A 15388-nucleotide genomic window follows, 5' to 3' on the forward strand; every position below is an offset into this window, starting at 1 on the left:
CTCACATTCTGAACAGGCCGAACCGGGTGTCTTCAATGGGAGCGTTCAGGGCCGCAGACAGCGACAAGCCGAGAATGTCGCGGGTTTTTCGCGGATCAACGATGCCGTCATCCCAAAGGCGTGCCGTCGCATAAAGCGGATGGCCCTGTTCTTCGAATTGGTCGACGATGGGTTGTTTAAACGCGTGTTCTTCTTCCTGCGTCCAGCTGCCGCCCTTGCGCTCGATGCCGTCACGGCGAACGGTTGCCAGCACGCCCGCAGCCTGTTCTCCGCCCATCACCGAAATGCGTGAATTCGGCCAGGTCCACAAGAAGCGCGGTGAATATGCCCTGCCGCACATGCCATAGTTGCCTGCGCCGAACGACCCGCCGACCAGCATTGTGATTTTCGGAACCGAGGTCGTCGCGACAGCGGTGACTAGCTTCGCGCCGTCCTTGGCGATCCCGCCGCTCTCATATTTTTGGCCGACCATGAAGCCGGTGATGTTCTGCAAAAAGACAAGCGGAACCTTGCGCTGCGAGCAAAGTTCAACGAAATGCGCCCCCTTGACCGCACTTTCGGAAAACAAAACGCCATTGTTGGCGATGATGCCGACCGGCATTCCGTGAATGTGGGCAAAACCGCAGACCAGCGTGGTGCCGTAACGGGCCTTGAATTCATCAAACCGTGAGCCGTCGACAGTGCGTGCAATGACTTCGCGGATGTCATAGGGCGTTTTCAGATCGGCTGGAACAACACCCAGAATTTCCTCCGGGTCGTAGAGCGGGTCTTCTGGCGTTTCCATGGCAACGATGGAGGATTTCGTTCGGTTCAGGCTGGCGATAGACCGACGGGCTAATGCGAGCGCGTGGGCATCATCGCGGGCCAGATGATCTGCCACACCGGACAGGCGTGTGTGCACGTCTCCACCGCCGAGGTCTTCCGCCGTAACTTCTTCGCCCGTTGCGGCTTTGACCAGAGGAGGACCAGCCAAAAAGATCGTGCCCTGGTTTTTGACGATAATGGTCTCGTCGGACATGGCCGGCACATAAGCGCCGCCCGCGGTGCACGACCCCATCACCACTGCTATCTGGGCAATGCCCTTCGACGACATCTGAGCCTGATTGTAGAAGATTCTGCCGAAATGGTCGCGGTCAGGAAAGACCTCGTCCTGATTGGGCAGGTTGGCGCCACCGCTGTCCACCAGATAGATGCACGGCAAGTTGTTCTCAGCAGCAATTTCCTGAGCGCGCAGATGCTTTTTTACGGACATTGGGTAGTAGGTGCCACCTTTGACCGTTGCATCATTGGCAAGGATCATCACTTCCTGGCCTTCGACACGGCCGATCCCGGCGATCATGCCAGCCGCTGGTGCTGCACTGCCATACATATCGTGTGCGGCAAGCATACCCACTTCCAGGAAGGGAGACCCCGGATCGAGCAGACGCGAGACACGTTCACGCGGCAAGATCTTGCCTCTTGAAAGGTGACGTTGCCGTGCGTTCTCGCCGCCACCGTCAAGCGCGGATTGCGCGGCCTGTTTAACAGAGTCCATGGCCTTTTCATGGGCTTCACGGTTCTGCGCAAATTGTGCGCTCTTCGGCGAGAGGCTCGATTTGAGGATGCTCATGTCACCCGGTCTCCCTTTGGGATGTGTCCTGACCTGGCGCGACTGCCTTGCGCACCAGTTTGAGATAGAGATCTTCAATGTCCTTTTCGGACAGATGGCCGCCTTCACGGTACCAGGCAGGAATGCCGGTCAGCATGGCGATGATCGCCCTTGTTGCAACCTTCGCATCGTCCACGGCGTAGCGCCCCAATTCGCTACCACGTTCCAGGATCTTAGTCAGGATAGCCTCATAGCGGCGACGCTCGACTTCAACGAGTTCGAAGTTCTGCGGCTCCAGATTGCGCAGTTCCATATAGGAAATGAACACCTCGTCCGCGCGTTCCAGGTGGTAGCGGATGTGGAAGCGGACAAACCTTTCAAGCGGGTCCATCTTCTCCTCAACGGATGCCTTGTCCCAGGCGGCCAGCAGTTCGGCCATGTGGGTCAGCATCAAGTCCTTGAGAATGTCCTGCTTGGTCGGAAAGTGGTTGTAGAGCGCTCCTGGCCGGACGCCGACATCGGCAGCGATTTCCCGCATGGAGACAGCCGCATAGCCCGACGTGGCGAACCTGCGAAGTGCGGCACTGCGCACACGCGCAGCAGTTTCCTGGCCTTTTGCCCTGGGTTGAGGCCGGACAGGCGTCTTTGCAGCTGTGTGTGCCATTTTTCCTCCAAGACTGTAAATAAATGAACGATCATTCATTTACAAGAAAATTTTCACAGGAAGACACCCTGGGCTGAGATAAATCATTGCGAAGTCGGGGCTCTGTCAAAAAACTTACATGGATAAACTGTTCACAGACACTGAGCATTTCGCCTTGATTGCTAAAGGGACCGATTGATGACCGATGCCGACGCAAAAACCTGGGTTGAGGCTGAATGGGCCGACAGCCTCGATGAAGAAATCGAAATGGAGATTGACGACAATCTGATCGCTAAGGATCTCGCGTTCATCTCCGACAAGAAGCACAAGTCGTCGATAAGCCGGAATACCTATTTTCACGAATTGCTTCGAATGCAGGCCGAACTGGTCAAGCTTCAGGATTGGGTCCAGCACACCGGAAAGAAGATCGTCATCGTTTTTGAAGGGCGGGATGCCGCGGGCAAGGGAGGCGTGATCAAAAGGATCACGCAGCGCCTCAATCCAAGGGTTTGCCGTGTTGTTGCCTTGCCGGCACCGACGGAGCGCGAAAAGAGCCAGTGGTACTTCCAGCGGTATGTTCCGCACCTTCCGGCTGCCGGTGAAATCGTGCTTTTCGACCGTTCCTGGTACAACCGCTCAGGTGTCGAGCGTGTCATGGGGTTTGCCGACGAAAATCAGGTCGAGGAGTTCTTCAACGACGTGCCTGAATTCGAACGCATGCTTGTGAGGTCGGGAATCACGCTGATCAAATACTGGTTCTCCATCACGGATGAAGAACAGCAGCTCCGCTTTCTGATGCGTGTCCATGATCCCCTGAAACAGTGGAAACTGTCGCCGATGGATCTGGAATCGCGCGTGCGCTGGGAAGATTATACCAAGGCCAAGGAAGACACGTTTGAACGCACCAACATTCCCGAAGCGCCCTGGTTCATCGTTGAAGGCAACGACAAGAAGCAAGCGCGCCTGAACTGCATCAATCACCTCTTGTCGATGCTACCTTACGAGGAGGTGCCCCATGATCCGGTTGTGCTGCCCGAGCGGCGTTACAATCAGGACTATGAGCGCAAGGTTTTGCCCGAACATCTCTATGTCCCGGAAAAGTTCTGATCAAGCTGCCTGCTTTCAACGATACGCTCCAACATGCAAGTGTGCCGAGGGTGCTCTGGACATGCCTGCAGAGGGGTCTCTTCACGCAACCGCGCATTGTCAGCAGCGCCGGCAGACGGCATACAAGGGGCGATTGACGAAGAGAGCGGGCTAACCGGTCTCCTCGTCCCATGACCGACGCCGTGACAGGAGAATGGAATTTGGCAGACAAGATCAGATGGGGAATTGTTTCGACGGCAAAGATCGGCGTCGAAAAGGTCATTCCGGGCATTCAACGATCGCAAACGGGAATTGCCGCAGCGATTGCTTCAAGGACGCTGGACAAGGCACAGGAAACGGCCAAGGCGCTTGGAATTGAGAAGGCTTACGGAAGCTATGAAGATCTCCTGGCCGATCCCGACATCGATGCGATCTACAATCCGCTGCCAAACCATATGCACGTGCCCGTCACGATCCAGGCGGTGAATGCCGGCAAACATGTTCTTTGCGAAAAACCTATCGCGCTGAATGCCGATGAAGCGCAGCAGTTGCTTGAGCTTCCAGAGGACAAACTGGTCGCCGAAGGCTTCATGGTGCGTGCTCATCCGCAATGGATCAGGGCGCGGGAGATTGTGCAGTCCGGCGCTCTTGGTGAACTCAAGGCCATTCAGGCCTTTTTCAGCTATTTCAACGCCGATCCTGGCAACATCCGAAACAACGCTGACATCGGTGGCGGCGCGCTTCTTGATATTGGTTGTTACACAATGTTGGCAGGCCGGTATTTCTTTGATGCGGAACCGACCCGCGTTGTATCACTGATCGACCGCGATCCTGATTTCGGTACGGATCGCATGACCAGTGCCTTGCTGGATTTCGGACAGAACAGGCATCTCAACTTTGTCGTATCCACCCAGTTGGCGGCTTATCAGCGATTTCAGCTTGTTGGGACCAAGAAGCGTCTTGAGATCATGATCCCAGTGAATGCTCCTCAGGGTGAGCCGGTTGAGCTTCGTCTCGATGATGGGTCTGCTTTGGGGGATCGATCGAGTGTTTCAGAGACGATTGCAGCCTGTGATCAGTATGCCGAGCTTGTCGATGTGTTCGATCGTGCAATTACAGGCGAGACGCCTTTGCCGTTTGGTGTCGCCGACGCGATTCAGAACATGAAGATCCTGGATGCAATTTTTGCGTCGGCAGACCGTGGAGGCTGGGTAAATCTTGAAGGATGAATTCCTTCAAAGAGGCTCAAACGCATAACCTTTTTCGCGGCGTGTCAATGTGGCAAACGCAGTCGTGTTGACGTGGGTCGCGCCGAAGGTAATGCGGTCCGATGCGATCTTGTCAAACAGTGTTCGGCGCGTTCGAACAGCGTCACCAGGATTGCTGTCGAGCGCATAGGTGATGTCCGGATTTGAAAATTGAAGCTTGTCCGAGACCACGGCGTCGGCCAGGAGCAGGCAATCCTCCCGACCAGACGCCAGGTGCACGACCTGGTGGCCTGGCGTGTGGCCCTGGGCGAGCAACAATCCGATCCCATTGCCAAGATCCACGTCACCTGAGTGCTGAGTGAGCTGATTTTTCAGCGGTTCTGCAAGTGCCTGTATCAGACCAATCATCGGCTTCTGTGGGTCCTCGGCGGACGACAACAATTGCGGATCGGTCCAGAACGCCCATTCCCGAGCCTGAATGTGAATTTCAGCATTCGGAAAGAGACTGTTGCCGTTGGCGCTCAATCCGCCAATGTGATCTGCATGCATATGCGTGATCACGATATCGGTAATTGTTGACCGTTTGAGTTCAAGATCCGGGTCTTGCCAGTTCAACCGTCCTGTTTCCGGGAAGCGTTCCTTGAGACAGCTTCCAGATCCTGCGTCTACCAGAACGTTCCTGTTTTTCGTTTCGATCAACCAGGTGTTTGCACCAATGCGCGTTGTCGGTGTAACCGCTTCGCGCTCATGAGGCTGCGTATTCAAAAAATAGTCTGATGGGATTTGAAGATGACCATCGGAGAGACTGGTGATCGTCAGATCGCCAAGTGCAAGGGTCGCGGAAGTCTCGTTAATATCTCGCATGTGGTGCTCCCAGTGTTTGTAGCTGGGGCGAGACTAGTTTCAGGACATGGCCAAGACGATTGGCGTATTAGCCAAATGATGTGCTAAATCGGCCAAATGACCAAGGCCTTTCATTTTGCCATCCTTGCCTACCCGGGAGCAATGCATTCAGCTGTTCTCGGATTGCAGGACATTCTGGCATTCGCGTCCGAGAGCAGTACGGAGAAGCTTCAAATCAGCGTCCTGACAGACTTTGAGGCCATTTCCGCTGGGTATGATGCGGTGATACTTCCCCCGTCGACCGACGAAGTGAAGGTCGAACAAGTGCCGCACTTGCCGCCGTTTTTGAAAAGGGTGCACGAAAAAGGAGCTGTCGTCTGCTCCGCCTGTACCGGCCTCAGTTTTGTTCTGGCTGCGAAGCTGGACGGCGGAAGGACGGTTACAACGCATTGGGGACTGGAACAAAGGCTCAAGGCAAACCACCCGGAACTCAGCCTGGATACGGGAGCCATTCTGGTCGAATACACCGATCTCATCACCGCCGGCGGTATGATGACCTGGATCGACCTCGCACTTGCCCTGATCGAACGCTTTCTGGGCTATTCAGTTGCAGCCAAGACGGCACGGCATTTCATTGTCGAATTTCGCCGTCGCGATCAGCGCCGGTTCCGCCGCTTTGTTCCTGAATTGCGCCATGGTGATGGTGCTGTTCTGAAAGCGCAGCACTTTTTGGATCGCGTTGCATGTGAAGACGTAACTGTGGAAATGGTCGCAAGGTCTTCTGGATTGCCTGGCAGGACGTTCTTGCGGCGCTTCAAGACCGCCACCGGCTATTCACCAAAGGCCTATCTTCAGGAGCTGCGTATCGAACGTGCGCGCGACCTGCTGATCGAGACCGACAAAAGCGTTGCGGAGATCTGCTATGCCGTTGGGTACAACGATCCGCCCTCTTTCGTGCGTTTGTTTGTTCGCCTGTGCGGACTTCCACCGGGCGGCTTTCGCGAGCACTTCAAATAAACGCTCCTGTCCCGGCGTTCGCAGGACAGGTCCGGCTGCTACGTTTTCGCAAGTGGCCTTGCTTTCAACCAAAGAAATAACGGAAGTCTTTGCCAGTTTTTCAAGCGGTCGGGTGTGGACTTCGGATCTGGTACGGGTTCCTTGATCGATGTGATGGCAAGGCCGGCCTGTTCCAATGCGGCCGCGTAATTCTGCAGCGGCTGCGACCAGCCGAAAAAAGACATTTCCAATCCGTCCTGGACCATCGTCTCTTCGAACTGTGTCCGCTCGAAGTATGGTTCGGTTATAACGAACGGCGCATTCGGGCCTGCGTTCTGAAAGCTGCCGATATCTGCGAATGGGTGCACGATCGAAATCGTGAGAATGCCATCGGGTTTCAGCACACGGGCGACTTCAGAAAGTGTTGCCGGTACATCCTCGACATCCATCAGGACGTTGTAGGCGGTCACCTGATCGAAGCTGTTGTCCGGAAACGGGATGGTGTCAGCTGCACAGACTGCAAAGGTATTTGCCGACATTGCGCCCTTTGCCGCGTCGATGAAAGCCTCCACGGGATCGGTTGCCGTTACGCGAAAGCCGCATTCCGTCAACAGCCGGGACACCCGGCCTTCACCGCAACCGATTTCGAGCGCTTCGCCGGGGCCCTTGCCGATGAACTCGGCTAGTTGATCGCGATAAGCCCAGAATGCATCGTGACCAGGTGTACGCGCCCACTTGATCCAGTCATTGGCGATCCTGGTCCAATGGGCTCTGTCCTTGCCTTTGCCATCCATCATCTTCAGCTTCCAAAATATCGGTTGAGTTCAGATTTCGACTGAATAAAAAACCCCGCCGAAGCGGGGTTTCATGAAATCAGATTGGCCTGCCGTCTTATTTGATCGGAGCAAGGACCATGACCATCTGCCGGCCTTCAAGCTTCGGCGACGATTCAACCTTGGCGATTTCGGAGGTCTCCTCGCGGACTTTGTTCAAAAGTTTCATGCCCAGATCCTGGTGGGCCATTTCACGGCCGCGGAATCGAAGCGTAACTTTCACCTTGTCACCGTCATTGAAGAAACGCAGCATGTTTTTCATCTTCACTTCGTAATCGTGAGTGTCGATGTTCGGACGCATCTTGATCTCTTTGATCTCAACGGTCTTCTGCTTCTTGCGAGCTTCTGCAGCTTTCTTCTGGGCCTGATATTTGTAACGGCCGTAGTCCAGGATCTTGCAGACTGGGGGGTTGGCATTTGGCTGGATTTCTACCAGATCCAGGCCGGCATCCATCGCGATATCCATCGCTTCTTCGGTCGGCACGACGCCGCGGTTGGCGCCTTCATGATCAATCAACTGGACTTCGCGAACGCGAATTTCATTGTTAGTGCGCGGGCCTTCCTTCGTAGGAGGCGGGGCGCGGAACGGACGGCGAATGGTCGCAATCTCCTCTATCGTTTCACTTAAGCGTCAGGAACTGGCTCGGTTCCTACACGAAAAACCCTGGAACACAAGTACCAAGGCCACTGTCGCGTGTCTCCTGACGCCGACCTAAAGCTCCTGCGAAACCGGTGAAAAGTCAACCGAAAACAGCGGTTTTCAGTAATTCAGAAGGCGTTTGCAGGAGCGCAAGTCGTTGTTTTGCGGGCAAATGCATGCAATTGGCGCGTTGGAAGCGAAGGCGATGCGTTCTGGCTGTTGCATTCCAGCTGCCTGATGGGCAAGTAAGTACCGTGGCGCTTTGACACAAGGAAGAACTCGAATTGGACGGCGGAAAATTCTTATTTCAGCTGCTTAAGGTCATCCTGGGCTTTGTTCTGGCTGTCGTCGCGTGCGGTTTGTTTCTTGCCTGGGGGTTCTTCCGTGCATCTCATCCCAATGACGACCCGATCGCGTTTGCAGCCATGATCGGGACGGGTTTGGTCGGTGGCAGCGTTGTTGGAGCAACGGCAATTCTGCCCGCTTCGATACTCATTGCAATTGCGGAAGCAGCGCGTCTGCGCAGCCTCGTCTTTCATGTCGGGGCCGCCGGTGCAATCGCATTTGGGGTCTGGACACTCAGTGATCCGGCAACAGCAGACGGATTTCGACCTGGCAGCGTTGTCGCTCTTGCTGCCGGGTTTCTGGCCGGGGCAATTTATTGGTTGATTGCCGGTCGCTCCTCCGGTGCCTGGCATTCCAACTCAAATCCGTCACCCGTGAAGGATCAAGAGAGGTCGAGCGGTTCCAAAGACGGCAATGCCTAGCTTTCTCCGTTCTTTCGACTTCTGCGCTAAAGTTCGCCGTCCTTAAGCGCCTCGCGGGCAGCCTGATAGTGGTCTTCCCGCATATGACTGCGGACCATGGCGATGGCCGCCATGAGCACGGTTGCGTCGTCGCCGAACCCGACGCCAATCAGGAAATCAGGAATAGTGTCGATTGGAAGAACAAAATAGGCGAGTGCGGCAAACACCGTCGCGCGGACCTTGGTTGGTGTGCCTGGATCCAATGCGCAGAAATAGCCGGCAATCACATCTTCCATAAACGGAACCTGACGGGCCGCCTTGCGAGCGGTCGCCATCAATTTCTGCCGGATGGTTTGCTTTTGCTCATCCTCAGGCCCGAGAATTTCCGGGTCAAACCCGAGATCTTCGAAGGTCGTGTTCATAGATTGTCCCGCCTGCTTCACTATGAAAAAGATAAGGGCAGACGAGCAGATCTTCAACTTTGGTTGCGTCAAGCCTTGGCTGTTCAGCGAATGCGAAAGTTGAGAAAATCCATCAATTACAATCATTTAATGAAGCGAAAGAAGCAGTCTCAGCGAGGTGTGCCTGTTGCCATTTGATGCCGAATCGAGCCTGTTTTCGCAGGTGAAAAAAATGGCAACAGAACTCCTTTCAAGCAAGCCTTTCCAGCTCAGGGGCTTCGAGCCAAGTCAGGCGACCTTCAACCTTGAGCCGACCAACACCATGCGAAGGGCGTCTTCACTGGCGTTCCGAAGCAGCTTTCCGGCATCGGAGATTGCATCTTCCAATGTGCAGGGACGTTTCAAAATCGAGGCAAATGCATCGATGCCGGTTTCAAAGGTTTCGCAAACCCCGCTGCCTATTGTGCCCGCCAATGCGATCGTAGGTATGTTTCGCTTACGCGCCCGTTGCGCGACCTCACAAGGCACCTTGCCAAACGGGCTCTGGCCGTCCAGTGCACCTTCCGCAGTGATGACAAGGTCGGCGGATTTCAACAAACTGTCGAATTCCAGGTACTGCATCACGATGTTGAAGCGTGGGTGCAGACGTGCACCCGCAAATGCGATCAGTCCGGTTCCCAGTCCGCCGGATGCACCTGACCCGTTTCTATGACCAAGATCCAGGTCGAGATCACGATTGAGAAGCAGGGCGTAGATCTCAAGGGCTTCCTCAAGTGACTGAACCTGGCGCGGTGTTGCGCCCTTCTGCGGTCCGAAAACACGTGCGACCCCACGATCGCCCAGCAAAACATTGTGCCAGTTCACCGCGGCATCGATCTGCGTTTCACGCAGGCGTGGATCAAGTCCAGAGATATCGATCCTCGATAAGTTTGCGAGTGCAGCTCCTCCGCGCCCGATACAGATGTTGTTCGCATCAAGCAGGCGCGCGCCCAAGGCCTGAGCCATGCCCGCGCCGCCGTCGTTGATGCCGCTGTCGCCGCAGCCGATCAGAATACGTTTCGCGCCTGCATCAAGGGCGGCCAGGATCAGTTCGCCCACACCGTAACTCGTTGTTCGGGTCGGATCCCGCTGATCGCGGGGAACCAGGCTCAATCCCGCAGCGGCTGCCATTTCGATAACTGCCGTCCGACGATCCTTGCCCCCAAGCATGCCGAAAAAGCTCGAAACGGTTTGTCCTACAGGTCCCGTGACCATGATTTCGTGAAGCTTGCCGCCAGTCGCGTTGACAAGGGCTTTTGTGAAGCCTTCGCCTCCGTCGACCATCGGAGCTTTCAAGATGGTGCACTCGGGAAGTGCGCGTCTGCAGCCTTCCGAAATGGCTGCGACCACGTCGTCCACATCCAGAGACTCCTTAAATCCCGACGGTGCGACAAGAATATTGAGAGTCATTTTCTTCTCCTATGCTTGGGGGGTGATAGGAGTAAGACGATTCAGGTCAGTAATTATTCCCGGAATTTTCAATTAATTCTGCCATAATACGATAAATACATCTGGCCTCCTATTTGACGCCAGATGTATTCATGTTCAATTTCTGCCGCTTGTTAAGTCAGGGTTTCTTACGCGGTGTTGGCACTATTTCATTATTTGAAGTTGGCTTTCCGCTGCAGGACATTCTGGCGCGCGTGACAGACGCCGCCTCTAGATTGACCTCCGCAAATTTGAGGGAGTGGGAGCGAAGCCTGACCATGTCCTGAGACTTGTAGATGTCCCTGACAGCAGATTTTTCAATCGGCACACCATCCTTGCGCAGCCTGTCCCAGACGTGCCACCAACCTGCCGCCCACATACGGCGTTCGTAAATGGTTGCCAACATCAACGCTTCGAGTTCGGTTCTGGTGCAAAGTGCGCCCCTCATCGGTTCCTGAGGTTCGAATTGCAGCGCGGTCAGACGAACGGGATCCGGGTTCGACAGTCTGAGGGCGTTTGCTGTTGGGCTGAGGTCAGCGTCGTTGACGGATTGTGATGGCGACTGAAGGGGCCAGATGAACATGGCAAAGGCTGCTATCAGACCAACTTTGAGGGGCAGCAGAGGCATAGCCAGCCTGAACAGGTCTTTCTGGCCAAACAGGTCATCACCTGCCGACTTGAAAATTGCGATCGGTTTTGCGCTCGCAACCATGGTCTGGCAGTAACCGGTTCCCAGAACCGTCGCCATCACAAGGATCATCGTGTCATGTCCGAATTCAGCAAGCGGAAGTGCAAGCGACGGGATGAGCACTGCTGCGCGCGCGCTTCTGGAATTGATGACCAGGTGTGCGGCGGTCGCAATGACAATCGTCACCAGGATCACAAATTCACGGTGCTGAAACAGGTCCAGTGGCAAGACAAACAGGAGCTTGTCGGCGAGCCACTTCGCTTTGCCGGTTGAAACCACCGCCTGCGCAATGACCCAGGTCGATGCCAGGAAAACCAGCAACTCGGTCTCTACGTTTTTGAACAGAGCCTTTGGTTTTTCGTCAGTGAACAGGGGAGTGACAACAAGTGCTGCCCCCACACAGCCAATAATTGCGATCCCGATGCCGTGGATGCCGGAAGTGATCCATGCCGCGATCAGGAGGCCCAATAGGCACATCAGTTTCTTGTGTTTGCCTGAGAAGTTTGCCTCTGGCACGCGATCTTTGGTGCGAAGAGGCAAGCGACGCTCCTCAGGGGGCACGAACAGCAGCAAAATCAGGACTGTCGCACCGTGCGAGGCAAGAAGGGCCACTGGCAGGGCAAGCAGGATCCATTCAAGAAAGGAGACGGTAAGACCAGTTGAGGTTTGGATGGTTTCAACCGCGATGAAATGAGCCCCTGCACCAATGAGCGATCCCCCTGCAGACAAGAGAATTGCGCTTGGAAACAGGAGCGCAAGCGCGCGGCGCAAACTGGGTGTTGGCATGACCGGCGCAAGGCTAACAAAGACCGGGAGCAGCAAAGCTGCTCGTCCCGAAGTTGAGGGGATCAAAAAAACCGTAGCGGAAACAACAAATGTCAGTGCGTGGAAGAAACCGTTGACGGTGGAAAACGGCTTAACCACGCTTTGCGCGAAACGTTCGGTCAGGCCTGAGGATTTGATTGCGGCTGCAATGACAAATGCAGAGATGAGCAGCCAGACAAGTTCGGTTCCAAGAGCCGCGTAAAAACGTTCTTCTGGTAGCGCGCCCGTCAAAACAAGGCCAAGAGCCGCGGAGATCGCCACCACCGAATCCGGTATGGGTGTCAGTGTCCAGCCGACGATTGCCAGACCGGTCAGCAGGAAGGTGATAGCGGCCGGGCGTGACAGCTCGTGCGGGGCCAAGAAGACAAATGCGAACAGTCCAACCGCAATCAGCGTTGCAGCTACAACGCTGAGGCCTGGCAGCGAAGACCTTTTGCTGGAGCGGTCAGGTTTGACGAGCTGTTGTATGTTGGCGGGTGTCGCGGCAAGGGGGTCCATCATCATCTTCCAGTGTCGTGCGTTTGGAAGATTACGAAGCTGGCTCAGGAATTATTCCCTGCCGGCGCAATGGAATTCGATGCGCCACTCGGAGCGGCGTTCAACACCGCCCCTTCTGACTGGTGATGTGGAGTTGCAAGTGGAGCATTGCCAAGGGTGCTCCGTTGCCGGGCCTAGGCGTTGCCACGCGTTTCCAATAGTCTCCTCGCGATCACCTGAGCCTGGATTTCCGCAGCACCTTCAAAAATGTTCAGGATACGGGCATCGCACAAGACACGAGAAATCGCATATTCGAGCGCAAAGCCATTGCCGCCATGGATCTGCAATGCGTTGTCTGCTGCCGCCCAGGCAACACGGGCTCCCAACAATTTGGCCATTCCAGCTTCGAGATCGCAGCGTTTGCCTGAGTCCTTCTGCCAGGATGAGAAATAGGTCAGCTGCCGCGCGATCATCAGTTCAACGGTCATCAGGGCCAGCTTGTCAGAAACCCGGGGGAAGTTGACAAGCGCCTTGCCGAACTGAATGCGCTCCTCGGCGTATTTCAAGCCGAGATCAAGGGCTGACTGTGCGACGCCAAGGGCTCGGGCGGCGGTCTGAATGCGCGCACCCTCAAATGTCTGCATAAGCTGCTTGAAGCCTTCGCCTTCAACCTGGCCCAGAAGGTTCTCAGCCTTGACCTCAAACCCGTCAAAGGCGATCTCGTATTCCTTCATGCCGCGATAGCCGAGCACTTCGATCTCACCGCCGCTCATGCCTTCGGCCGGGAAGGGATCCTCGTCTGTGCCTCTGGGTTTTTCCGCAATGAACATGGACAAACCCTTGTAGCCGGGTTCATCCGGATTGGTTCGGGCCAGCAGGGTCATGATGTCGGCGCGCACGGGGTGCGTGATCCAGGTCTTGTTTCCTGATACCTTCCAGACGTCACCGTCCTGGACGGCTCTGGTTTTCAAGGACGCAAGGTCAGAGCCCGTATTGGGCTCGGTAAAGACTGCCGTCGGCAGAATTTCCCCGGACGCAATCTTGGGCAACCAAAGCTGCTTCTGCTCCTCGGTTCCCCCGCACAGGATCAGCTCCGCCGCAATTTCAGAACGTGTTCCAAGAGAGCCAACGCCGATATAGGCGCGTGAGAGTTCCTCGGACACAACGCACATGGCCTCCTTGCCCAGCCCAAGGCCGCCGAATTCCTCCGGTATGGTCAGTCCGAAGACACCGAGTTCAGACATCTGATTGATGACGTCCAGAGGAATGTAGTCGTTCTTCAGATGCCACTCGTGTGCATTTGGAACAACAGTTCCTTCCGCAAAGCGCCGCATTTCGTTGCGGATCTGCTCCATTGTTTCGTCAAGGCCGGGATCGCCGAAGGTCGAGTGACCTGCCTGATCCCGGATCAGTTGGGTAATCTCGGCACGGATTTCCGGTGAATTTCCGTTTTCGATCAATGTCTCAATTTCGTCAGTCCGAAATTCAGCAGCTTCCTTTGCCGAAATGCCGAGATCTGCCAACCGGACGATTTCACCCTGGTTCATGGCGATGCCGCCGAAGATCTGGGCGAGATATTCCGCGAATCCGAGTTGAACGATCTTGTCTTCAAGGTTGCCGTAGCGACCTTCCCCTGTCAGGCGCTGGGCATAGGCATCCAGTTGCCGCATGGATTCCACGTAGGTCGCCAACCAGGCCAGACCGTGTGTTGCCCGTTGTTCCGCCTCCATTCGGCGTGAGGAAATCCGGCCATCCTCCAAAACCAGATCTCGTACACGCTGCGCGGCCAGATCCAACAGGTGGTCCAAAGATGCAACGGCGGCTTCCGTCAGTTGGCTTTGACTTTTCGGCAATTCCGTCGCGGTCATGGCGGCAGGTGACATTGGCGATCTCCGTTTTCATTTGTTGCGCAGCAGCGCATTTTGTTGAAGCTATGTTGCGTTGCACACACTCATTTGTCGAGCTGGAATTTCTTCATCTTTTGGAGGGGGCGGTTTTCGCGGTGGCCACTTGACGAAATGCGGCGTCAAAGGCCACATCAGAAAGCATGAGAGCACAGCAAACGATTCTGGTGACATTTGCCGTCCTGAAGGATGCGGTCGGACACTTTACCAGCGATGACGGGTTCGCCATGGCCAGTCATGTCGCCCTGTCGGGCCTGCTTGCTGTCTTTCCACTGCTTATCTTTATTGCCTCTCTGGCCGGTTTCTTCGGATTTGCCGGTGCTGCAGACACTGCTTCAGACCTTGTGTTCGATGCCTGGCCCGAGAGCGTCGCAGCGCCTGTCGTGCGTGAAATCCACAATGTGCTGACCGTTCCGCGGGGAGATCTTCTGACTTTCGGCGCCGTGGCAGCGCTTTGGTTTTCATCCAATGGTGTGGAAGCGCTCCGGACGGCCTTGAACAGGGCCTACCGTCAGCAGGAAAAGCGAAATTTCGTGCTGCTGCGCCTGCAAAGTCTTGGTCTTGTGCTTTTGGGAGCTGCTATCCTGATAGCCTACACTTTTCTTGTGGTGCTAGCGCCTCTGGCGCTCGAGACGCTCAAGATCTACGTGCCGCAGGTGGAGAGCTTCCTCCTGTCGATCAATGTTGCCCGCTTTACGCTTGCCGGGTCGCTGCTGATCATCGGCCTTTTCATTACCCACTGGCTGTTGCCGAGCGGCAAACGCAGCTTTATGGACCTTTGGCCCGGCATCCTGGCAACATTGGTTCTCTGGATCATTTCAGGCAGTGTTTTCGGAGCTTATCTGGCAAAATTCGCCAATTACGTTTCGACTTATGGCGGCCTTGCGGGGATCATGACCGCACTGATTTTCCTCTATATCTGCGCCCTGGTTTTCATTCTCGGTGGAGAACTGAATGCCGCGATCTCTCGGCAAAGACGCTTCTGGCAGAGGAAAAAGCAGCAACAGGACATGCTTGTTGCCGCGAAGTAGCTTGTCGGCCTA

General features: G+C 55.4%; 14 protein-coding genes. 5 read left to right on the top strand and 9 right to left on the bottom strand.

Translation table 11 applies throughout. The annotated features are described in order from the left end of the window. Position 1: 1 nt before the first annotated feature. On the bottom strand, positions 2-1609 hold the full coding sequence (locus tag K1718_RS04110; protein WP_265679645.1) for a carboxyl transferase domain-containing protein: 1608 nt from the start codon (positions 1607-1609) through the stop codon (positions 2-4). 1 nt (position 1610) lies between these two features. Beyond that, entirely contained in the window at positions 1611-2252 is a 642-nt protein-coding gene (locus K1718_RS04115) for a TetR/AcrR family transcriptional regulator (RefSeq protein WP_265679644.1), read from the bottom strand. A 177-nt stretch (positions 2253-2429) separates the two neighbouring features. On the opposite strand from K1718_RS04115, the gene ppk2 reads away from it, so the two are divergent. Together ppk2 and K1718_RS04125 are read left to right on the top strand one after the other, a co-directional pair. Further along, the gene (gene ppk2, locus K1718_RS04120) at positions 2430-3338 is read left to right on the top strand and encodes a polyphosphate kinase 2 (protein WP_152499691.1); all 909 of its coding nucleotides are present in this window, start codon (positions 2430-2432) and stop codon (positions 3336-3338) included. 200 nt (positions 3339-3538) lie between these two features. After that, positions 3539-4546: a Gfo/Idh/MocA family protein gene (locus tag K1718_RS04125; protein WP_265679643.1), complete on the top strand. Its 1008-nt coding sequence runs from the start codon at positions 3539-3541 to the stop codon at positions 4544-4546. 6 nt (positions 4547-4552) lie between these two features. Here K1718_RS04125 and K1718_RS04130 read toward each other — a convergent pair whose 3' ends face one another. Continuing rightward, entirely contained in the window at positions 4553-5389 is an 837-nt protein-coding gene (locus K1718_RS04130) for an MBL fold metallo-hydrolase (RefSeq protein WP_265679642.1), read from the bottom strand. A gap of 96 nt (positions 5390-5485) precedes the next feature. Here K1718_RS04130 and K1718_RS04135 point away from each other — a divergent pair, with 96 nt between their 5' ends. Further along, positions 5486-6385, top strand: coding sequence for a GlxA family transcriptional regulator (locus K1718_RS04135; protein ID WP_265679641.1), 900 nt, complete (start codon positions 5486-5488; stop codon positions 6383-6385). A 38-nt stretch (positions 6386-6423) separates the two neighbouring features. Here the strand turns inward: K1718_RS04135 and K1718_RS04140 are convergent, their stop codons facing one another. Together K1718_RS04140 and infC are read right to left on the bottom strand one after the other, a co-directional pair. Then, a complete protein-coding gene (locus K1718_RS04140; RefSeq protein WP_265679640.1) occupies positions 6424-7161 on the bottom strand; it encodes a class I SAM-dependent methyltransferase in 738 nt (245 codons plus the stop codon). 94 nt (positions 7162-7255) lie between these two features. Next, a complete protein-coding gene (gene infC / locus K1718_RS04145; protein WP_152499695.1) occupies positions 7256-7795 on the bottom strand; it encodes a translation initiation factor IF-3 in 540 nt (179 codons plus the stop codon). 326 nt (positions 7796-8121) lie between these two features. Here infC and K1718_RS04150 point away from each other — a divergent pair, with 326 nt between their 5' ends. Beyond that, positions 8122-8604 carry a translation initiation factor IF-3 gene (locus tag K1718_RS04150; RefSeq protein ID WP_265679639.1) on the top strand — a complete coding sequence of 161 codons (483 nt, stop codon included), beginning with the start codon at positions 8122-8124 and terminating at the stop codon, positions 8602-8604. A 26-nt stretch (positions 8605-8630) separates the two neighbouring features. On the opposite strand, the gene K1718_RS04155 is transcribed toward K1718_RS04150, so the two are convergent. The 4 genes from K1718_RS04155 to K1718_RS04170 form a co-directional block, all read right to left on the bottom strand. After that, the gene (locus K1718_RS04155; protein ID WP_152499697.1) at positions 8631-9005 is read right to left on the bottom strand and encodes a YkvA family protein; all 375 of its coding nucleotides are present in this window, start codon (positions 9003-9005) and stop codon (positions 8631-8633) included. Positions 9006-9272: 267 nt separating this feature from the next. Further along, positions 9273-10433 carry a glycerate kinase gene (locus K1718_RS04160; RefSeq protein WP_265679638.1) on the bottom strand — a complete coding sequence of 387 codons (1161 nt, stop codon included), beginning with the start codon at positions 10431-10433 and terminating at the stop codon, positions 9273-9275. Between the two features lie 157 nt (positions 10434-10590). Continuing rightward, on the bottom strand, positions 10591-12468 hold the full coding sequence (locus K1718_RS04165; protein ID WP_265679637.1) for an SLC13 family permease: 1878 nt from the start codon (positions 12466-12468) through the stop codon (positions 10591-10593). Positions 12469-12635: 167 nt separating this feature from the next. Then, positions 12636-14324 (bottom strand): acyl-CoA dehydrogenase family protein, encoded by a 1689-nt coding sequence (locus K1718_RS04170; RefSeq protein WP_265679636.1) that lies wholly within the window; start codon positions 14322-14324, stop codon positions 12636-12638. 164 nt (positions 14325-14488) lie between these two features. Between K1718_RS04170 and K1718_RS04175 the strand changes: the two genes are divergently transcribed. Beyond that, on the top strand, positions 14489-15376 hold the full coding sequence (locus tag K1718_RS04175) for a YihY/virulence factor BrkB family protein (protein WP_265679635.1): 888 nt from the start codon (positions 14489-14491) through the stop codon (positions 15374-15376). Positions 15377-15388 lie beyond the last annotated feature (12 nt).

It is taken from the genome of Roseibium porphyridii, from assembly GCF_026191725.2.
Classification (GTDB): domain Bacteria; phylum Pseudomonadota; class Alphaproteobacteria; order Rhizobiales; family Stappiaceae; genus Roseibium; species Roseibium porphyridii.

What these genes read in the sequence shown, in the direction of transcription:
- K1718_RS04170 (WP_265679636.1), bottom strand. Translation starts at nt 14,324, where the DNA reads ATGTCACCTGCCGCCATGACCGCGACGGAATTGCCGAAAAGTCAAAGC.
- K1718_RS04110 (WP_265679645.1), bottom strand. Translation starts at nt 1,609, where the DNA reads ATGAGCATCCTCAAATCGAGCCTCTCGCCGAAGAGCGCACAATTTGCG.
- K1718_RS04165 (WP_265679637.1), bottom strand. Translation starts at nt 12,468, where the DNA reads ATGATGATGGACCCCCTTGCCGCGACACCCGCCAACATACAACAGCTC.
- K1718_RS04115 (WP_265679644.1), bottom strand. Translation starts at nt 2,252, where the DNA reads ATGGCACACACAGCTGCAAAGACGCCTGTCCGGCCTCAACCCAGGGCA.
- ppk2 (WP_152499691.1), top strand. Translation starts at nt 2,430, where the DNA reads ATGACCGATGCCGACGCAAAAACCTGGGTTGAGGCTGAATGGGCCGAC.
- K1718_RS04160 (WP_265679638.1), bottom strand. Translation starts at nt 10,433, where the DNA reads ATGACTCTCAATATTCTTGTCGCACCGTCGGGATTTAAGGAGTCTCTG.
- K1718_RS04175 (WP_265679635.1), top strand. Translation starts at nt 14,489, where the DNA reads ATGAGAGCACAGCAAACGATTCTGGTGACATTTGCCGTCCTGAAGGAT.
- K1718_RS04130 (WP_265679642.1), bottom strand. Translation starts at nt 5,389, where the DNA reads ATGCGAGATATTAACGAGACTTCCGCGACCCTTGCACTTGGCGATCTG.
- K1718_RS04135 (WP_265679641.1), top strand. Translation starts at nt 5,486, where the DNA reads ATGACCAAGGCCTTTCATTTTGCCATCCTTGCCTACCCGGGAGCAATG.
- K1718_RS04155 (WP_152499697.1), bottom strand. Translation starts at nt 9,005, where the DNA reads ATGAACACGACCTTCGAAGATCTCGGGTTTGACCCGGAAATTCTCGGG.
- K1718_RS04140 (WP_265679640.1), bottom strand. Translation starts at nt 7,161, where the DNA reads ATGATGGATGGCAAAGGCAAGGACAGAGCCCATTGGACCAGGATCGCC.